The sequence below is a fragment of the Pseudoalteromonas sp. MMG005 genome, assembly GCF_018101015.1.
Lineage (GTDB): Bacteria > Pseudomonadota > Gammaproteobacteria > Enterobacterales > Alteromonadaceae > Pseudoalteromonas > Pseudoalteromonas aurantia.
Map to the genome: position 1 here is coordinate 92,984 of NZ_JAGJEK010000011.1, position 20,471 is coordinate 113,454.

General features: G+C 42.4%; 12 protein-coding genes and 2 pseudogenes. 11 read left to right on the forward strand and 3 right to left on the reverse strand.

The features are described 5' to 3' along the window. Window positions 1–122: 122 nt before the first annotated feature. The 5 genes from J8M01_RS10320 (at window position 123) to J8M01_RS10340 (ending at window position 9,433) form a co-directional block, all read left to right on the forward strand. The gene (locus J8M01_RS10320; protein ID WP_211057910.1) at window positions 123–1,625 is read left to right on the forward strand and encodes a tryptophan halogenase family protein; all 1,503 of its coding nucleotides are present in this window, start codon (window positions 123–125) and stop codon (window positions 1,623–1,625) included. Between the two features lie 12 nt (window positions 1,626–1,637). Next, window positions 1,638–3,497 (forward strand): glycoside hydrolase family 13 protein, encoded by a 1,860-nt coding sequence (locus J8M01_RS10325; RefSeq protein ID WP_211057911.1) that lies wholly within the window; start codon window positions 1,638–1,640, stop codon window positions 3,495–3,497. Window positions 3,498–3,740: 243 nt separating this feature from the next. After that, complete coding sequence (locus tag J8M01_RS10330; protein ID WP_247671096.1) at window positions 3,741–5,486, forward strand: alpha-amylase family glycosyl hydrolase; 1,746 nt, start codon at window positions 3,741–3,743, stop codon at window positions 5,484–5,486. A 2-nt stretch (window positions 5,487–5,488) separates the two neighbouring features. Continuing rightward, the gene (locus J8M01_RS10335; RefSeq protein WP_211057913.1) at window positions 5,489–6,982 is read left to right on the forward strand and encodes an MFS transporter; all 1,494 of its coding nucleotides are present in this window, start codon (window positions 5,489–5,491) and stop codon (window positions 6,980–6,982) included. Window positions 6,983–6,991: 9 nt separating this feature from the next. After that, the gene (locus tag J8M01_RS10340; protein WP_211057914.1) at window positions 6,992–9,433 is read left to right on the forward strand and encodes a glycoside hydrolase family 15 protein; all 2,442 of its coding nucleotides are present in this window, start codon (window positions 6,992–6,994) and stop codon (window positions 9,431–9,433) included. 51 nt (window positions 9,434–9,484) lie between these two features. Here the strand turns inward: J8M01_RS10340 and J8M01_RS10345 are convergent, their stop codons facing one another. Next, window positions 9,485–11,920 carry a hypothetical protein gene (locus J8M01_RS10345; protein ID WP_211057915.1) on the reverse strand — a complete coding sequence of 812 codons (2,436 nt, stop codon included), beginning with the start codon at window positions 11,918–11,920 and terminating at the stop codon, window positions 9,485–9,487. A 269-nt stretch (window positions 11,921–12,189) separates the two neighbouring features. Between J8M01_RS10345 and J8M01_RS23950 the strand changes: the two are divergent. Then, window positions 12,190–12,441 (forward strand): annotated as a pseudogene (locus J8M01_RS23950) (IS3 family transposase); the annotation flags it as partial. A gap of 66 nt (window positions 12,442–12,507) precedes the next feature. On the opposite strand, the pseudogene J8M01_RS10355 reads toward J8M01_RS23950, so the two are convergent. After that, window positions 12,508–12,729: pseudogene (locus J8M01_RS10355) on the reverse strand (transposase); the annotation flags it as partial. A gap of 341 nt (window positions 12,730–13,070) precedes the next feature. Here J8M01_RS10355 and J8M01_RS10360 point away from each other — a divergent pair. Then, complete coding sequence (locus J8M01_RS10360; protein WP_247671088.1) at window positions 13,071–14,720, forward strand: tannase/feruloyl esterase family alpha/beta hydrolase; 1,650 nt, start codon at window positions 13,071–13,073, stop codon at window positions 14,718–14,720. 65 nt (window positions 14,721–14,785) lie between these two features. Here J8M01_RS10360 and J8M01_RS10365 read toward each other — a convergent pair whose 3' ends face one another. Then, complete coding sequence (locus tag J8M01_RS10365) at window positions 14,786–15,820, reverse strand: LacI family DNA-binding transcriptional regulator (RefSeq protein ID WP_211057917.1); 1,035 nt, start codon at window positions 15,818–15,820, stop codon at window positions 14,786–14,788. A gap of 295 nt (window positions 15,821–16,115) precedes the next feature. On the opposite strand from J8M01_RS10365, the gene glk reads away from it, so the two are divergent. The 4 genes from glk to J8M01_RS10385 all read left to right on the forward strand — a co-directional run bounded on the left by glk (window position 16,116) and on the right by J8M01_RS10385 (window position 20,258). Then, entirely contained in the window at window positions 16,116–17,117 is a 1,002-nt protein-coding gene (gene glk / locus J8M01_RS10370; protein WP_210997050.1) for a glucokinase, read from the forward strand. A 12-nt stretch (window positions 17,118–17,129) separates the two neighbouring features. After that, window positions 17,130–18,140 (forward strand): LacI family DNA-binding transcriptional regulator, encoded by a 1,011-nt coding sequence (locus tag J8M01_RS10375; RefSeq protein ID WP_211057918.1) that lies wholly within the window; start codon window positions 17,130–17,132, stop codon window positions 18,138–18,140. A gap of 155 nt (window positions 18,141–18,295) precedes the next feature. After that, window positions 18,296–18,535 carry a YdcH family protein gene (locus J8M01_RS10380; protein WP_192506967.1) on the forward strand — a complete coding sequence of 80 codons (240 nt, stop codon included), beginning with the start codon at window positions 18,296–18,298 and terminating at the stop codon, window positions 18,533–18,535. Between the two features lie 118 nt (window positions 18,536–18,653). Continuing rightward, entirely contained in the window at window positions 18,654–20,258 is a 1,605-nt protein-coding gene (locus tag J8M01_RS10385) for a bifunctional diguanylate cyclase/phosphodiesterase (RefSeq protein WP_211057919.1), read from the forward strand. Window positions 20,259–20,471 lie beyond the last annotated feature (213 nt).

Genomic DNA, 20,471 nt, shown 5'->3' on the forward strand with positions numbered 1-20,471 from the left:
CAAGCATTAAATTGCAAATAGAGTGAAAGCCCTTGTTGTGTATGCAGCAAGGGCTTTTTAGTAAGCGTTTAGTTGGGCTGAGCATAAGGTATGGTAGACAAATCGTTTTGGAGTATAAGTTAATGGAGAGTCAAACACGACAAACACTGACGATTGTGGGCGGTGGTACAGCAGGTTGGCTTACAGCGAGTTTATTTGCAAAAGTGATGGGTAAGCAACTTAATATTATATTGGTAGAATCTGACAATATTGCATCCGTCGGCGTAGGCGAAGCAACCATCCCGCCTATTTTGCCATTTAATGGGGCGCTGGGTATTGATGAAAATACATTTATACAAGCCACGAAAGCGACCATTAAATTAGGGATCCAGTTTGAAGGCTGGAGCAAAACTAAACCCAGTTATATGCATGCGTTTGGCAATATCGGCAAGGATTTTCCATTTTGCGATTTCTATCATCATTGGCTAGCCGCTAAAGCGCTGGGAAACAAACATGATTTTTGGGATTTCTCCCTGAATTACCAAGCAGCGAAACAGCATAAATTTGCCAAATTACAAAACATACCGAATACACGACTAAAGGGCCTGTCGTATGCCTATCATTTCGATGCGCATTTATATGCACAGTTTTTAAGCCAGCATGCGCAAAGTATGGGGGTGACTCGAATTGAAGGTACGGTGGATTCAGTGGGTATCGCAGCAGAAACTGGGTTTGTAGAGCAGTTAACATTAACTGATGGTCAGCAAGTATCAGGAGACGTATTTGTTGATTGTACCGGCATGCAGGCTTTGCTGATTGAGAAAACACTCAACTGTGGATTTGAAGATTGGTCTCACTGGTTGCCATGCGATAGAGCGATGGCGGTACAAAGTACGCATGATAGTGAAAAAATTGAACCCTTTACGCGTTCTACTGTGCACCGTGCTGGTTGGCAGTGGCGAATACCGTTACAGCACCGAGTGGGTAATGGCATTGTTTATTCAAGTAAACATATGAGTGATGAAAGCGCAAAAGCAACGTTGTTAGAAAACGTATCAGGAGAGGTATTAGGGAGCCCTAAAGTGATCCGCTTTCGTACAGGTAAGCGATTGACACCGTGGTATAAAAATGTGGTTGCCATAGGCCTTTCAAGTGGCTTTTTAGAGCCACTTGAATCGACCAGCATTCATCTAATTCAAACCGCAGCCGTGCGTTTATTGAAGCTTTTCCCCCAAGGCAACATAAATCAAAGCAGCGTTGAGCAGTTTAATCGTGAAACAGGACAAGAGCTTGAGCAAATTCGTGATTTTATTATCTTGCATTACAAGCTTAACGACCGAGCCGATAGTGACTTTTGGCGTTTGTGTTCAGGAATGGCGATTCCTGAGCGCTTAAAACACAGAATTGCGCTATTTAAAGAGTCGGGCGTATTACCTCACCAAGCTGATGCGCTATTTGCAGAAATGGCTTGGCAACAAGTGATGATAGGGCAAGGTCTGATACCCGAGCAACAACACCCACTGATAGATAGCTTGAGTGCTCAGCAACGAAATGAGTTACTTGTTAATTTAAAAACGTTAATTGATGCAACGGTTGCATCACTGCCAACACATGATGCGTTTTTAGCATCATTACAAAAAGAATAAATTGAGGATCTCATGAAGCAACATTTGTTAGTTATCGCCAGTGTTTTGTTGGTATTGAGTTTTACAAGCCGTAATGTCCAGGCTTTGGTATTTGAGCCACAAAATTGGTGGACAGGGATGGCACATCAATCGTTACAGATATTAGTACGTGAATCTAATATTAAGCAAGCCAACTGGCAACTGATTCCATACCAGGGTGTGTCGCTGGTAGGGGTTAGTCGCGGGGACAGTAACAACTATGCATTTTTAAATGTTGAAGTCAGTCCGCAAGCACGTTCTGGTGAGCTGCACTTTACTTACCAATTAAAGGGTAAGTCGTATGAAGTTACGTATCCTTTATACCCGCGAGCTGACAACAGTGCACAGCGTAAAGGGTTTAGCAGTAAAGATGTTATTTACTTAATTAACCCAGATCGTTTTGCAAATGGCGACATAAAAAATGACACACTACTGGGAATGCGAGAAGCCGCCGATCCTCAAAGCCGTGGTGGTCGCCATGGTGGAGATTTACAGGGCATTATCGGCCATTTAGATTATTTACAGGCGATGGGGTTTAGCCAGTTGTGGTTAACGCCGGTACGTGAAAATGACATGCCAAGCTACTCTTACCATGGTTATGCAATCACGGATTTTTATCGTATTGATGAACGAATGGGCAGTACCGACGATTATATTGAGCTGAGTGTTCAAGCTCGAGAAAAAGGCCTAGGGTTGATCATGGACATGGTATTAAATCACTCCGGTTCAGAGCATTGGTGGGTGGGTGACCCTCCGACCAATGATTGGTTGAACTTTGGCGGAAAATTTAGCTCAACAAGTCACGCAAGGCAGACGGTTCAAGACCCAAATGCCAGTGAGTATGATAAAAAGCAATTTACGGATGGCTGGTTTGTTCCAACCATGCCAGATTTAAATCAGCGCCAACCACTCTTAGCGAATTACTTGATCCAACATGCAATCTGGTGGATTGAAACAGCTAACTTAAGTGGTATTCGGGTCGATACTTATTCTTATTCAGATAAAGCGTTTTTAGCACAATGGACACGCAGAATAATGAGTGAGTACCCTGAGTTTAACATTGTCGGTGAAGAGTGGTCAGCGGACCCAGCCATTGCATCTTATTGGCAAGCGGGCAAAGTAAATAAAGATGGTTATCGTTCGGCGTTACCGAGCGTGATGGATTTTTCATTACAAGAGGCGTTGATAAAAGCACTGAATGAACCGGAATCTTGGAATACGGGGTGGGTGAGAGTGTATCAATCACTCGCGAATGATTTTTTATATGCAAATCCGAATAATTTACTGATTTTCGCCGACAATCACGATATGAGCCGTGTTTACACTGAACTTGGGCAAGATTTAGCGAAAACTAAGCTGGCAATAACCTTGCTACTCACAACGCGTGGCATCCCACAAATCTATTATGGTACTGAGGTGTTGTTAGATAACACTGGCTCAAATGATCACGGGGATATTCGTATTGATTTTCCAGGCGGATTTGCTGGGCAAACTCAAGATGCGAAAACACAGATAGGGCTTACTGAACGTCAAAAATCGATGCAAAACTATGTTCGTCAGTTACTTCAAATACGTAACAGTAATACTGTATTAGCACAAGGACAATTAATTCACTTTAGTCCATTTGACGGTATTTATAGCTATGCACGAAGAAACGCGACAGACACAATTTTGGTGTTGTTAAACAAACAAGGTCGTGCTGTTACGGTTGACCCTGTGCGTTTTCAAGAAGTGACAAAAGGCAGTCACACTGGGCACGAGTTATTAACACAAAAGCCAATCAGGTTGAATGAAATGAGGAGCATACCGGCGCATTCAGCACAGTTAATACACATTAAGCATACTGATAGATGAATAGATGTGCTGAATACGTATGCAAGTGGTTCAATCTAGCGTACATGGCAATGTAGACTGCAATAGATGCTTAATAATAATGAAATAATTATGATAAGAAATAAATTTTTAAGTTTGCCGACACATTTAACCGTGGTATTCAGCTCGATGTTGGGCTGTTTAACATTGGCTGCTTGCTCGCAGCAACAGGCGCACGTTAAGCCAACACTGTTGCCTCAGCAAGCTATACCCGATGATTCACATATGCCAGAGAAACCTGTTGTCTATCAGGTATTCACACGCTTATTTGGTAATACCAATACTGCAAACATTCCTTGGGGCTCGGCCGCTGAGAATGGCGTAGGTAAATTCAATGACTTTACCCCAAAAGCGTTACAAGCAATTAAAACGCTGGGCGTCACGCATATGTGGTATACCGGAGTATTGCATCACGCAGTTGTATTACCAGAAAGTGTAAATGGCATAACAAGTGACGACCCAGATGTGGTAAAAGGGCGTGCCGGTTCACCTTATGCCATTAAAGATTATTACAATGTGAACCCTGATTTAGCACAAGATCCGCAGCATCGACTACAGGAGTTCTCACAGTTAATTACGCGTACACATCAGGCGGGGATGAAAGTGGTTATCGATATTGTGCCAAACCATGTGGCACGTAATTACCACTCAATCTCTATGCCAGAAGGCGTGACTAACTTTGGTGAAAATGACGATACCAGTGTGACATATGCGCGGGATAATAATTTTTATTACGTCACAAATGAGGCATTCTCAGTGCCTCTCAGTTCAGAGTATCAGCCTCTTGGGGGACAAGCGCATGCATTAGCTGATGGTCAGTTTAATGAGTACCCTGCGAAGTGGACAGGTAACGGCGCACGCGCTGCACAACCAGATATCAATGATTGGTATGAAACCGTTAAAGTTAATTATGGCGTAAAACCTGATGGTAGCTATGATTTTCCGACCCTACCAGATGACTTTGCGCACAAAAGTACTGCTGAGCACTATGCGTTTTGGCAGCAACATCGCTTACCGAGTAGTTGGTATAAGTTTAGGGAGATCGTGTACTTTTGGTTAGAGCAAGGTGTCGATGGTTTCCGTTATGATATGGCTGAAATGGTGCCTGTTGAATTTTGGAGCTTTTTAAACTCCTCCATTAAAACCAAAAACCCGAATGCCTTTTTGTTAGCTGAAGTGTATAACCCAACTTTATACCGACCTTATATTCAACAAGGTAAAATGGATTACCTGTATGACAAAGTGGGTTTTTACGACAGCTTAAAGGCGCTGATGCAACAAACAGGCAGTGCGAAACAAGTGATATCAGCACATCGCAGTGTGCAAGATATAGCGCCCCATATGCTACATTTTTTAGAAAACCATGATGAGCAACGCATAGCAAGTCCTGAATTTGTGGGCGATGCGGACATGGGAAAACCCGCTATGGTGGTATCGCATTTAATAAGCCAGTCGCCCAGTATGCTGTATTTTGGTCAAACTGTTGGTGAAGATGGCTCAGAAAATGCGGGCTTTGGTCAGCCAAGTAGAACCAGTATTTTTGATTATGTTGGCGTACCAGCACATCAAGCTTGGATGAACAATGGCGCGTTTGATGGGGGGATGTTGTCTGATGAGCAACGCGCGTTACGTCAATTCTATGAGATCTTGATGTCGTTAAATAAAGCGCCTGCGGTTGCTCACGGACAGCTTGGGCAAGTGTCACTACAAACAGCCAGTGATACTGCGCGTCAACGCGTTATGGCGTTTACCCGAGAGCACGCACAACAGCAATTGCTGGTGGTCAGTAATTTTGATGCCAAGCGAAATCATACGGTGACAGTTAAGTTGCCAGTAAGTTGGCAAAGCCGAGAAGGTTTACCTGTGACAGATTTATTAAAAGCACATGCAAATAGTCAAGTTGATGCGACAGGGCATATTACAGTGACGTTAGCACCGCGTGAAAGCGTGGTTTACCAAAAAGAGGATTAGCCATGCAACAACAAAAACCCGATTTAAGTTTTTGGCAGATTTGGAATATGTGTTTTGGATTTTTAGGGATCCAATTTGGTTTCGCACTGCAAAACGGTAATGTGAGCCGTATTTTTCAAACATTGGGCGCATCGGTTGATGAAATCCCTATTTTATGGGTTGCAGCGCCACTCACGGGATTGATCGTACAACCCATAATAGGTTATTGGAGTGATAAAACGTGGGGTAAACTGGGTCGGCGTAGACCTTTCTTTTTATATGGGGCAATACTTACTACCTTGTCGTTATTGATAATGCCCAACTCGCCAACACTGTGGATTGCAGCTGGCGTGCTTTGGATCATGGATGCATCAATTAATGTCACTATGGAACCCTTTCGTGCTCTGGTAGGTGATAACTTAAATGAGAAGCAACGTGCTTCGGGTTATTCGATGCAAAGCTTTTTCATTGGTGTGGGCGCGGTGGTAGCTTCTGCGCTGCCGTGGATGATGACGAATTGGTTTGGTGTAAGCAATACGGCACCAGCAGGACAAATACCAGAGTCAGTCAAATACGCATTTTATTTTGGTGGCGTCATTTTATTTATTGCAGTTATGTGGACCATCCTGAAAACCAGAGAATATAGCCCTACTGAGTTAGCAAGGTTTGATACGCCAGCCAAACAGCAATCAACTCAGAATTCGTCGCTAAAAGTCATTAACTTTGCTAAAGGAGCTTTAATTTTTGGGGTTATGGGTGGTGTTTTACTGTCATCGGTGGCGACGTTTGAATTAGAGAAAGAGCTGTACTTATTAGCTGGGCTATTACTGAGTTTTGCATTAGTGCAACTGATTGCGGGTGTATTACAAAACAAAAACCGGATCGCAGGTGGGTTTTATCAGGTTATTTATGATGTGTTTACAATGCCAAACACCATGCGTCAACTGGCAGTAGTGCAGTTTTTTAGTTGGTTTTCGTTATTTGCAATGTGGATTTACACTACGTCTGCGGTAACCAGTTTTCATTACGGCACAACAGATACCACCAGCCAAGCATACAATAATGGCGCTGATTGGGTCGGGGTGTTATTTGCTGCCTACAATGGTTTTGCGGCATTGGCGGCGATATGTATTCCGATGATGGTTAAACGCATTGGCTTAAAAGGTGCGCATGCACTGAACTTGGTGTTGGGCGCGATTGCCTTAATCAGTTTTCTATTCATTACGGACCCGACCTTATTGTGGTTGCCTATGGTTGGGATTGGTTTTGCATGGGCCTCTATTTTGTCATTGCCTTATGCCATGTTAAGTAATTCGCTGCCGAGCCATAAAATGGGCGTATTTATGGGGATATTTAACTTTTTCATTGTCATCCCGCAATTACTTGCTGCCAGTATTTTGGGGCTTATCCTTCGACAACTTTTTGAAAATCAGCCTATTTATGCCTTGCTCATTGGCGGTGTGTCATTCTTACTGGCTGCCGTATCAGTACTGCGTATAAAAACAACAATAGCTTAGAGGAATATCATGAAACAATTTAGCAAGCGTGCGATTGCGATCGTTACCAGTGCCATGTTGGCCGGTGGATTATTGGGTTGCCAACATGCAGACAACCAACTGACGACGCAAAATGTAGCCCCAGGTGCCCCAGGTGATACCCCTTATTGGGCATACGCAGGCAAAACCGGCATTGGTACATCCTATGAAGCGTATTTAGACGGCCAATATAGTGATAGTGCGACGACCACAGAGGTATCAAAAGTGTGGTTTTCTATTGCACAGGGGATGATCACCGAAACCATGTTTGGGTTAATTCATCAAGCGCAGCTTAAAGATATGCAGTTTATTGTCACCGGAATTGACAGCTCAGGTACGGCGTTTACGGTGCAAGAAAGTCATGTTGATGCACTGGATGTGTCGGTAGATTATTTATATAAAGATGCACAAGGGCGGCCGTTGTCATTGGCCTACAAAATTACCAGTACCGATAAGCAAGGCCGCTTTACATTAGAAAAGCATGTATTTACAGACTCTGAAGGACAAAGCTTGTTTGTTAGAGGCATTGTAAGAACGCATTTATCTAAGTTACATGCCTATGTGTCAGCTAACCCATATATCAATAATAATGGCGTGGGAGACAGCGCAAAAGTCACTGAGCACGGGCTGGTGGCGTTTGAAGGCGAACACTATCTAACACTGCAAGCTAAAAATGGGTTTCGTGCAGCATCAGTGGGCTTTACTGGGCAAAGTGATAATTTAAGTGCACTGCAACAGCAGCAAAAAATGGCACAAACGTACACATCGACAGGCGCTCTCAGTGGTAATATCAGTATGCTGGCAGATTTAGGAGCGGTAGAAAACACAGCGACATTTGATTTGGTACTGAGCTTTGCTGATTCACAAACGGCCAGTGCAATACAGGCAAAACAGACGTTATCTAAAGGCTATCAAGCGGTATTAGATACATACAATGGTAAGGGTAACGCCATTGGCTGGGAAGATTATATCGCCTCACTATCACCCATAACGCGTTTGTCGAATTATAGCGCAGATAAAGGCAAGCTCTTGTATACCAGTGCTTTGGTGTTAAAAGCACAAGAAGATAAAACCCATGCAGGTGCACTGATTGCATCGCTCTCGAACCCTTGGGGCGACACCGTGCCAGCCATTAAAGGCCACACTGGTTACAAAGCTGTATGGGTAAGAGACTTTTACCAAGTGGCCATGGCATTTATGGCTATGGGCGATGCAGATACGGCTAAAACGGCATTTGAATACTTAGAGAAAGTGCAAGTGAGTGCTCAAACACCGGGCAATCAAGGCGACATCGGGTGGTTTTTACAAAAAACCCATGTGGATGGCGTGCTAGAGTGGGTAGGGGTACAGTTAGATCAAACAGCAATGCCGATTATGCTGGCGTGGAAACTGCACCAAGCGAATGTACTCAGTGATGAAGAGTTACAATATTGGTATAAGAAAATGCTGAAACCGGCCGCCGAGTTTTTGGTGGAAGGAGGCAAAGCTAAAATCTTATGGAATGATACGCAAATTACGCCGCCTGCAACACAGCAAGAACGTTGGGAAGAGCAAAGTGGCTATTCACCTTCTACCACAGCAGCGATCATATCAGGCTTAGTCACTGCTTCTGATATCGCAAAACGCAGCGGCGATATGGCGGCTGCCCAGCGATATTTAGAGACGGCGCGTAAGTACGATATGCAAGTTGAGTCTTTAATGTTTACCCATGAAGGTGTGCTTGCAGAACAGGGCAATAGCCAAGCATCGGATGGACAGTACTTCTTCCGCATTGGGCAAGATTCAAACCCAAGCAGCAACAGCAAGATAAACACTAATAATGGCCGAGCTGGCATGAATAAAAAAGCCATTATTGATGGCGGATTTTTAGAATTAGTACGCTATGGTGTACGCTCAGCTGATGCCCCCAGTATTGTAGCAACACTGCCTGAATATGATGACGAAACCATGATTGATGAACTCAGAGTAAAATACAGTTTTACCTTTGAAGGCGAGTCGGGCACGTATCCAGGTTATCGTCGCTATGGTAATGATGGTTACGGCGAAGACAAAATTAGCGGTACAAATTACGCGGAAAGTGGCAAAAACACCGCTGGTCAACGCGGTCGAGTTTGGCCATTTTTCACTGGTGAGCGTGGTCACTATGATATTGCGCTAGCAGTGCAAAATAATACGTTTAATACGAAAACAGCCGATAAAATAAAGCACACTTATGTCAAAGGCATGGAGCTATTTGCCAATGAAGGCATGATGCTGCCAGAACAAGTTTGGGACAACGTAGGGGTTAATCCGCACGGTTACAAATTTGGTGAAGGCACTAACTCTGCTACGCCATTAGCGTGGACACATGCTGAATACATCAAACTGGTGCGCTCGTTAGCAGATAAACAAGTGTGGGATCACTATCCGCTGGTCAGTGAGCAGCTGAAGTAGAGATTGTGATGGCGGTATGTGTTTATACCGCCATACATTATTTTTAATCGTTTACGGTATTAAACAATACTCACCCACTATGGTGGCATTTTGGTTTGCACACGCTTTAGTAAATCTAGGTGTATATGTTTTACCACATTGATTATAGTTTACGATTGAAAATCCATCGCCACAGTAGTACTTTTCTGAGTACTCTAGTCCTCGCTGGCAATGTACTTTACCATCATTGGTCGTATTACAAGTATAAGCATATTCTTGCAAATTACGTTCAGTAATTGAATCTTTCGGTAATTCAACGTCACAACGCCATTGACCATTTGTATTGCTCATAACTGCAGGTTTGCGGCAATAATATAGGCCATTATGGGCACTATATGTATTACTGGTGCTAGCTTGCGGACAGGCTAGGCCATAAGTTTGATTCGAACCATCGGCACACTTAAAATAAGCACGTTGTGTTTTAACGCATTTGTTGCCAACCTGTTCTGTGCCAGATTGTGAATGACATCCTTGATCATTGTTACGGTTCATGTCTTGTGTTGCTAATATAAGTTGTTTCCCACTAAGGACAATATCTGTTTGTGGTAACATCGCTTTGTTAGCCGACCAGTCACCAATATATATTTGCGACGCACTGCCATCTGGGTTCGGCCCCGTAGCTAAACCTCGGCTCCATAGTAAGCCGATGCCGCTTGTTCCGTCAGCGTGATGAACTGCTCTGACATTGTTGTCACTGTAACCTGGATCTTGATAGTTATCGGTATAAATAGGTGATTGCCAGTTACCTAATTCACCATTAGGATTATTCAATAAAGCAATGCGTTCTCCGCCGGCAAAGCCATCTTTGTATGAGGCAATTGGCACTGCAATTTTAACACTGTTACCAGCGATTTTAATGGCGCCAGACGAATAGTTATGATCTATCTTGGGCCAACCAGATAACATTGCGCCATTACTCTCGTTAGCAAATCGGTTTGTTACTCTTTCTTCAAGCCATTGTGAGTCAGATAAAGAAAAGCGACTGGTGTATACATCTTGATCAGCAATGAATTTACTCGGGTGAGGGCCATGTGTAGTACTGCTATTGCCTGCAACAAGCAACTCAGCGCGATCCAGCTTCCCTTGATTATCGACTCTAAAATCAAGATCTTTCAGGTAAACTCGGCGGCATACGGTGGAGTAACTATTCGTTTGTTCACTACACCATGACTCGGTTGAATGGTTGTTTTCTATGCTTTGATACTCTTTCACTTCAAAGCGTTTAAGTTCAGCTGTTTCATTAATTGAATCGTTTGCTGAGAGTATCAGTTCGTTATTGTGGTTGTACCACGTGTCACCATCATTGGTGTACATAAAATATAAATTTGTTCTGTTATCTGAAGGAGAGTATCGCTTTGGGTTACTGTCTCGTAGGTGCACATTAAATGCAATAGCGACTGAGCCATTGTGCTCTTTACTAACATTGTAGTGGCCTCTAGCAAAGTAATGGCTTTGTGGCGTAGAATTAGGGTAACTCTTTTTTGTTAAAGCAATTAACTCTCTGGGAGTCGTAAACTTAACGACGTCATTGCCTTGCGGTGTGATCCAAGACGTGTATGTAGCACGGATATAGTTAGGGTCGCCCGGTAACCAATGATTATTGTTTTGCGAATTATATACACCAACATAACGAGTATGAACCATTAAAAACTTTTTCTTAGATTCAATCCACCATACTTGAGGATAGGTGAATCCAAGGTAGTTGTTTTCACGATGTTGACAAGTTTTTGTAAGGCCTGTTTCGCAAAAGTCTTTTTGTTGAAATTTATCGGAATAAACGATTTTAAAGCCACCTTCTAATGGTAGACCAGAAGGGTCGTTAATTGCGCGGTTACTTCTATATATTAAGCCACCTCGTACGCGGCCTCGCCCTGAAACAAATACATATAAGTGACCTTGGTCGTCTATATTAATCACCGCATTATCATGCCCATCACCCGTACCTTTTACGTGGACGGTTACCGGGGCTGAGACTTTACCTGTGTTGTTATCGTATGACGCAACCATGACCGCTAGGCTAGAATAAGCGACCATGCGGCTATGTGGTTGCTGATGTTCTGGATACAGTTCGGAAGAACCATTAATGACAAAGTAAGTTTTACTCCCTTTTTTTACCGCCATAGGGGCTGATTTGACGCCTCCCGTAGTTGAAGGACCTGCAAATTTTAAGTTGGTAAAGTTAGCGTCATCCCAAGCTATCCCATACCATGACCCAGTGAATTTTCTGGTGCTTTGCCAAGTGATATTTTTGTCAAAAGGATCGATTTTTTGTCCATCAGGGTGTGTGCCTTGGTAATAATTGTATCGATCAAAGCGACCATCGATAATATTGATATTGCCATTTACGAAGTCGCGAATTGATTCATTTGCATAAACAAAAGAGTGCGAACAAAGAAATATTAAGGTGGTAAAACTCAGCTTGAAAAAAAAAAGCATGGTGTTTTTCATTCAAATATCCTGTTTTCATTGTTATTTTTCAATTAATGGTACAGTTCGGTTGTATTAAAAGTAAACAGCAGTTTTGTAAGCAAGTATTTTAAAATCAGGGGGAAGCAAGCGCGCTCACTTTAATTAATATGTTGTAAATTTTAAAGGTGGATACGCCTACGCATTTGTACTCATAATAAATTGTTAGAGCAATTGTAGTGGCATTGTTGATTTGGTCACCGATTGAGCAAGAAATGTTATGTGGTTTAGCACATAAATTTGGGTAAAAAGTGACGCAGTTAAAACGCGTAACCTATTCTGCGGCAATTAAATTAGAAACAACTCAGTTGGTGGTAGACCAAAGTTATATACAAGAAGAAGCGGCCAAAGAAATGGACGTTGGTAAATTAACGGTGAGCAAACGGGTTAATCAGCTTAAATAAGAACGTAGAGATCAATTCTCGACAGCAGCAACAATGACACCAGAACAAATACAAATTCGTGAGCTTAAAAAGCAAATGCAACGTATTGAGTTAGAAAGGGCATACTAAAAAAGGCTACAGTCGCTTTTTTAGTATCGATTTTTCTCGCTCTAAGCGATTGATTTAGGCTTCAAGCTCATGAATCTTTTGTTGCTCTGGGGTCACTGCTTTGGATTTAGGTATTTCACTGTTTCGTTCAATCTCAAGCTGTTGTACCCAGCACCCTAAAGCGGTTTCATCAATATGCAAAGCGCGACATGCTTTTTGGAGGAAGTAGTCTTTGCCTAAAACGAAGCAAGCGACTTCAAGTTTGAATTCTTTACTAAATGTTCGACGCTTTGTTGCCATTGGACACCTCTAAATATTTGGATTTATGGAGCCACAATAAACAAATTGAAATTAACAAGTAGTCGCTAATGTAGTCGTTAAGTGATCAGACTTAAAAAATGAGTGATGTTGTAAATTCATAGGTTTGGGAAAAGTAAGCGGTACACCTAAATTGATGTAGAAACAGTATTTAATGCTAACAAAAACAGCTATGCATGGGGGCCAACTATTTAGTCCTCTCAATATGACCAGTTCTTATTTCTTACTAAAAAACATTAAATCAAACTTTTTTATTATCGTCATATCACTATAACTGACTTATCAGTTATGACTTTTCCCATATTTAAAGGAGATAAAGGGATATGATGAATACGTTACATAAAGGTGCGCAAAGCTTTATGTCTTTGGCTGTTTTAGCTGCACTAAGTTACTCCCAAATTTCACAGGCTACAGCTGAAGTTAGCCAAGTGGAAGTGCGCGCATGTGCTGCTTTACAATTTGCTGATTTTTCCAAATTAGAAGGCGGTGAAGCGGCGGCAAATGTGATTAAGTCGCGGTTTGTACAAAGCTATACGATGAGTGATGAAGCCGCGAATTGGGCGTATAAATATAGCCGCTTAATGGGTGCGCCAGTCGACAGAGCTGCAAAAGACCTACCCAACCATTGTTTAGTTGAGGGCTATGTAACGCCCACAATTCGTTTTCAGTTGAGACTTCCTGCAAGGGCGCTGTGGAACCAAAAATATTTGCTCAACGCATGTATGGGGTTTTGTGGCGAGGTAAGCCCTTATCCGAGTATGGCTGGTATCATCAGAAAGTATGCGACGATGAGTCATGATGGTGGTCATACTGCTTATGGGTTTGATGGCAAATGGGCAAGGAACAATGAACAGTTAAAAATTGACTTTGCGTATCGCGCCAATCATGTTGTGGCCGTGGTTGCTAAAGAGATTATGGAAAAGTATTACCATAGCAAGCCGCAATATTCGTTTATTACAGGGTGCTCAAAAGGTGGCCATGCGGGGGTGATGGCGGCTAAACGTTATCCAAACGACTTTGATGGTGTGATTGCCCGAGGGCCAACAATTAACTATACCGACGTAAACTTAGTGAATTGTATGGATAACGCCAAAGCCATTTTAGATCACAATGACCAACCCATTTTAAACCTTGATGATGTGGCGATGATCTCAAAGGCGGTGATGAGTGAATGTGATGGTGATGATGGCATTATAGATGGTGTTATTGGTGATCCGCGTATTTGCTCGTTTAAACCCGCTACATTGCAGTGTGAGGCTGGTAAGGTAAAGAACTGTTTATTGGAAGATAAAGTCGCAGCCGTTAATGCCTTATATGCACCTTCTTTAAATAGTCAGGGTGAAGAAGTTTTTGGAGGGCTACCTTATGGTTCTGAGCCTGAGTGGTTAGGGTGGGCTGCGCCTCAAATACCGCAATTGAAACCATTTTACTACTACGCTGCGACTGAATATTTAAAATACATCGCTTACCCGAAAGCGCTTGATATTGACTATGACTGGCGAGATTTCTCGTATGAAGATGAACGGCAAAACTTAGCTGAGGTGAGTCAATTTATGAACGCGGATGACCCCGATTTGCGAGCGTTTAAACAAACCGGCGGGAAAATGCTGATCTTACATGGTTGGTCTGATGCCGCAGTGCCTGCTTACGCGACCATTGATTGGTACGAAACAGTCGATGAGTTTATGTCACAGAATCAACTGAACGTCAGAGATTTTGCGCGGTTATTCTTATTACCAGGGGTTGTACATTGCGGAATTGAAGGGCCGGGCCCCAGTACTTATGATGCGTTAACGGCATTAGAAAACTGGGTTGTTGGGGGAGTAGCGCCTGACAGTTTACTCACAAAAAAGGAAGATAAAAGTGGTAAGGTTGTCCGTACTCGGCCTGTTTTTCCTTATCCACTGTCCGTAAAATATGATGGGAAAGGGAATACCAATAAAGCCAGCAGCTTTTATGCGAGCGAAGATTAACCTACTCGTTTTTAAACAAAATAAATTCAATTTCAAAGCAGATTCAAAGCGCTAATGGTCAAATGTTAGCGCTTTGTGTGAGACGATGCTCTAACTACCAGTGATGGTGGTAGTAATGTTGATTCGACCGCTTCACCTTTTATCAACGAGAGTAAATTACAGACTAGCATCTGACCAGCGAGTGTGGTGTTTTGTTGTACAGTGGTAAGTGAAGGCGAGACATAACTGGCAGCAGGAATATCATCAAAGCCGACAACATGCACATCTTCGGGCACATTAATACCGGCTTCTAGTAGTGCGCGTATTGCCCCGATAGCAATCAAATCACTGGCTGCGAATAATGAGTCGAAGGAAATATTATTGGCAATCAAAGAATTGGTTGCATGATACCCAGACTCTTCAGTAGAAATGGCGTTAGCGATTTTTCGGTCGTTCAGGGTGACCCCATACGTATCAAATTGATCTTTAAATCCTTTGTAACGAGAGCAAAATTCAGGGCTGTGATTGGACGCATCACCAATAAACGCACAATCGGTCCGATTTAACGCATAGAGATGTTGCGCGGCAAGTTGCCCGCCACCATAGTTGTCACAGCTGACGGTAAGGTCTGGGTGATTATCAACGGTTGCACCCCAACAGACGAATTTAGTATCTTGATCAAGAAGTTGCTGTAGTCTAGATTGATAATCTAAATAATCACCGTATCCCAGTAGAATGATCCCATCAGCGCGATGGCTATCTTCATAGTCGGCGCGCCAGTCAGAGCTATTTGATTGAAAAGAGACGAGGAGGTCATAGCCCTCTTTGGCACATGCTCGGGTGATACTGCCCAGCATACTAAGAAAAAAAGGATTAATTTGAGATTCATCAGTCGTCGGGTCTTCAAAGAGTAGCAGCGCCAATGTACTACTTTGTTGTGTCCGTAAGTTACTGGCATTCTTATCTACTTTATAATTGAGTTGATTGGCAATGTCGTGCACTCGTTGCCGGGTTTCTTCATTCACTAACGGACTATTTCTGAGAGCGCGCGAAACCGTTGATTGTGATACCCCTGCATAATGGGCAATATCGAATGATGTGGCTTTACCTTTATTTTTCATATGGCTCTCAAATCAATGTAACCTGAACATTGTCAGGGTTTACATAAATATTTCAACCAATTTCGTTATTCTACTAAATTTTTATTGATGAAATGTGACACCGGTGTCATAATGAGGGCGTTTTATCATTTTGTTGTCAAAACGTATTCGCTGTCCATTTTATGTGGGCAGCATTTTTTTACGTCAGTTAACGTGCAAAATTAACTGATTGACGAATGGAATAAAGTGCAGGGGAGTGATAGCTCTATGCATAATAACAAAGCGTGATAAGCGCAATGACAAAAGAGAAAACAGCATGAGCCAGACAACACACATTCAGGTGAATAAGTTTGACCCTATCATCGTTGCTGATATTGGGGGAACAAACGCGCGTTTTGCCGTTATCACACAGTACAACTGCGATACTTACCAATTTACGATTTCTCATCAGGCCACTTTTCCAAGTGCACAGTTTCAATCGTTTGAGGCTGCGTTAGATTGCTATTTAGCGCAATTAAGCATTGAAACCCCCAAACGAGCATGTTTAGCTGTTGCAGGCCCTATCAAAGCAAATCAAGTCTATTTGACCAATTTAGGTTGGCATTTTAATAGCCAAGATCTCAAAGATACCATGCGTTTTGACGAACTGTCTGTTATTAATGATTTTGCGGCATTTGCTTATGCAGCCCCCTATTTAGATCCAAATAAAAATATCACCATAAAGTCGGGCCAAGCTGAACAAACTGCGAATATAGCCGTTATGGGTCCGGGGACCGGCTTTGGTGCTGCCTGTTTGGTGAGAGATATTAATGGGTGTGCTGTTATGAGCTGTGAAGCTGGGCATATTTCGCTGGCACCGGTGACGGATTTAGATAGAGCATTGGTCAATGAAATGCGCTCAGAGTTGCAGCATATCTCCATTGAGGATGTCTTTTCTGGCCGCGGCTTAGCGCGTCTATATCGAACAATGGCAAAGGTTAAAGGCATAACACCTTTAAACTTAACCGCAGCGCAAGTCAGTGACAAAGCGTCAGAGTGCGAAGTGTGCGATGCAACCTTGAATCACTTTTGTGATTGGATAGGCAGTGTGGCAGGGGACTTAGCTTTGACGTTTGGTGCATTGGGGGGCGTGTTCATAGGGGGAGGGATTTTACCTAGAATGTCAGATCGCTTATTATCAAGTCGGTTTGTAGAACGATTTACTGAAAAAGGGTTAATGTCGCAGTATGCCGGGCAAATACCGGTGACATTGGTTGTACAAGACAATATACCACTCATAGGTGCAGCAGCATGCATTCATGAGCGTAGCCAAGGTTAGGGTTTGGACTGAATGAAAAAAGTTACCATTAATAGTGTTGCTACGTACGCAGGAGTATCAAAGAAAACGGTTTCTCGTGTGCTAAATAATGAACCAAATGTAAGCCCTGCAACGCGAGAAAAAGTCCTTAAGGTATTTAAGGAGCTGGATTATACACCAAACCCTATCGCAAGGGGACTGGCCCGTAATCGTAGCTTTATTATTGGTTGCTTATACGATAACCCGAGTAAGAGTTATATTACCCGGGTGCAAAGTGGTGCATTGGAAGCGTGCCACAAACATAATTATAATTTGTTGATACACCCTTGTGAGCTACGCGGGGATGCGCTCATCGCAAATATTGAAAATCTACTGACTACATCACGACTTGATGGTTTAGTATTAACCCCGCCTTTTTCAGACTCAATTGAATTGATTGAATTTCTAAAACGTAAGAATGTGAATTATGCACGTGTCGCGTCTGCAATTGAAGACGATGAGTCAATATCGGTACGCAGTAATGATGAACAAGGTGCGTTTGAAATTACAGAACACTTAATAGAATTAGGTCATGCTAATATTGCCTTTATAAAAGGACACCCAGATCATAGCGCGACCGAACAGCGTTTTTCAGGTTATCAACGCGCGCTTTCAACCCATAACATTGCATTCAATAATGCATTGGTGGCAGAAGGTAATTTTAGTTACCACTCGGGTGCTGACAGTGCAAAGGCCATATTAGATATAACACCTCGCCCGAGTGCGGTGTTTGCCTCCAACGATTATATGGCGGCTGCGGTACTTAAGTTGGCTACACAGCGCCATCTTAAAGTGCCAGAGGATATTTCTATCGCAGGTTTTGATAATGCCCCTATTGCACGCCATATTTGGCCGGGTTTAACAACCATTGCTCAACCCGTGGAAGAAATGACGCGTCAGGCGGTTGAGCTCTTAATCAACCAAATAGGTGGCGCAGACGTTGGCGTATTGCAAACAACACTTGAAGCAAAGCTGATCACGAGAGAATCAACGGCAAAGCCGTAACGCTTTTTCAAAATTGCTTTCTTATCGGCTCGAAGGTAATTTCGGGCCTTTCTTATGTCTTAGATCAAAGACTGATCCTGCCCTTTACGTAATATTAATTCAGTAGCCAGTGGATAATAACTGGTATGAACTCAACGTAAGAATAGGAAATCAATATGAATATAGAGCGTCATAGTCTGGCTAAAGAGTTGCCAGAGTTCAAAGATAAAATTCACCATTTGAAAATGAATGATCGTCACTTTTCACGTTTATTTGATGATTATCATGAAATTGACCATGCGGTCATTCGCATTGAAGATGGGGTTGAAAATACCTCAGATGCCTATCTCGAATCGTTAAAAAAACAGCGCTTGCAACTTAAAGATCAGCTATATCATATTTTGCGAAATAGCTAGCAGGGCTGCACAGAACTGAGTCGGGGCGTCTTACATTGAAGCCTCGATAACCTGTGCTCCAGCAGGTTAGGAATAATAAACTATACTCAAAGCATATTTGTTGCATAGGTATGCTTAGGTGAATTTACTTGCATTATTTCTAGTATTATTTGGTGCGTTAGGCCTGTGTTTTTCATTAAAGTCAGCAGTAAAAATTTGTCAGATCTCATCTCGGATAGGATGGCGAGTATTATTAGGTCTGATCTTATTTTTTATTCTTGGTTATATCACTTTTTCTGCTTATTTGTTGCAGCAAAGCCACGCGAATATGCTTGATGTTGGTATTTCATTTATTTTGTTCTTCGGGGCTGTCTTTGTCATTATTATTAATGGTATGTCGCAAGAGAGTTTACAAGAGCTGGCTAGCATTATAGAAAAAGAACGTTTTAACGCCCATCATGACTATTTAACGCGTCTAGAGAATCGACAAAGGTGCATGGCAAAAATAGCCGATCTGCAAAGTGCAGATATGGACTTTGCATTAATGCTCATAGATTTAAATAACTTCAAACAAATGAATGATGCAATTGGCCACGTGTTTGGTGATAAAGTCCTGATAGGGTTGGCTGAACGTTTCACGCGTGCACTATTGCCACATAATTCTATTTATAGAATGGGGGGAGATGAGTTTGTAATTGTGATTCAAGGACGTCAAGAAACAGATATTTATGCGCAAAATAACGCCTTATTGAGCGAACTGCATGCACCATTAATTGTAGACGAGCTCAGTGTGGATATTCACTATAGTGCAGGCACAAGTGCCTATGACAGGCAGCAGCCCAAAGATGCTGTTACCTTACTTAAGCAAGCTGATATCGCCATGTATAGCGCAAAACGCACAAAACAAAGTTTAGTCATTTTTGATGCGCACTTTCACAAAGACTCTGATGATGAGTTTCATTTAATTAGCCGTTTAAAAACAGCGTTAAATGGGGGGGAGTTGACGGTTTACTATCAGCCAATTGTTTCCGCAAAATCAGGTGAAATTCATGGAGTAGAAGCGTTACTAAGGTGGCCGCAACAAGATGGCTCTGTGATAATGCCAGAAAGTTTTATTGCTATTGCTGAAAATAATAACATGATCCGACAAGTCAGTTTATTTGTGATCAGCCATGTTTTTCAAGATTTACCACAATTGCTGCAAGCGGAACCTAATCTAATTGTACATGTCAACTTATCGAGTCAAGATTTCATAGGCAAAGATCTGGTGAATTTACTCGCAGCTCAGGTTAATCATTCTCAAAAAAGTGCACAGCATATTATGTTTGAGCTAACTGAAAGCATGATGATGACTGATTTGGATCAGGCTAATGAGCTAGTCGAAATTCTGATTGAAATGGGTTTTTCAGTGAGTATTGATGATTTTGGTACTGGGTTTTCCTCCTTCTCGCTGTTGAAAGAGTTGTCAATCGCGCAAATAAAAATTGACCGTGCATTTATTGATGATTGCATTAACAATGAAAAAGACAAAGTGATTGTGGAAACGGCAGTATTCTTAGCGAAGCGTTTGGGCTGCAGTGTGGTGGCTGAAGGGGTCGATAGTGATAGCGTGATTGATTATTTAATTACGTTAGAGTGTGATTACTTTCAGGGGTTTAAAATTAGCGAAGCGTTGCCCTTAGCTGCGTGTATCAAATGGATTGAGTCATCAGGTATGGTGAAATCTGCGCTACGTAAGTATTAGGGGCTGTTGATCTTTGCTGTTCTCTTTGCGCATGCTTTTATCACGGCGCTTAATATGTGGCCTAGTAATCTAAGCGAATATTAAGCAACAAAGAGAAAGGGCTGCTCAAAAGAACCGGTAGGCAGCGCTTGATTGGCTTTTCTACTATGTTATCGGCTGACTCACATGGAAGAACCATGCTATGCAGCCTCCGCCTTGTATAAAATCCAATCA

Coding starts and splice junctions, on each gene's coding strand:
- J8M01_RS10320 (WP_211057910.1), top strand. CDS start 123: ATGGAGAGTCAAACACGACAAACACTGACGATTGTGGGCGGTGGTACA.
- J8M01_RS10325 (WP_211057911.1), top strand. CDS start 1,638: ATGAAGCAACATTTGTTAGTTATCGCCAGTGTTTTGTTGGTATTGAGT.
- J8M01_RS10330 (WP_247671096.1), top strand. CDS start 3,741: ATGCCAGAGAAACCTGTTGTCTATCAGGTATTCACACGCTTATTTGGT.
- J8M01_RS10335 (WP_211057913.1), top strand. CDS start 5,489: ATGCAACAACAAAAACCCGATTTAAGTTTTTGGCAGATTTGGAATATG.
- J8M01_RS10340 (WP_211057914.1), top strand. CDS start 6,992: ATGAAACAATTTAGCAAGCGTGCGATTGCGATCGTTACCAGTGCCATG.
- J8M01_RS10345 (WP_211057915.1), bottom strand. CDS start 11,920: ATGAAAAACACCATGCTTTTTTTTTTCAAGCTGAGTTTTACCACCTTA.
- J8M01_RS10360 (WP_247671088.1), top strand. CDS start 13,071: ATGATGAATACGTTACATAAAGGTGCGCAAAGCTTTATGTCTTTGGCT.
- J8M01_RS10365 (WP_211057917.1), bottom strand. CDS start 15,820: ATGAAAAATAAAGGTAAAGCCACATCATTCGATATTGCCCATTATGCA.
- glk (WP_210997050.1), top strand. CDS start 16,116: ATGAGCCAGACAACACACATTCAGGTGAATAAGTTTGACCCTATCATC.
- J8M01_RS10375 (WP_211057918.1), top strand. CDS start 17,130: ATGAAAAAAGTTACCATTAATAGTGTTGCTACGTACGCAGGAGTATCA.
- J8M01_RS10380 (WP_192506967.1), top strand. CDS start 18,296: ATGAATATAGAGCGTCATAGTCTGGCTAAAGAGTTGCCAGAGTTCAAA.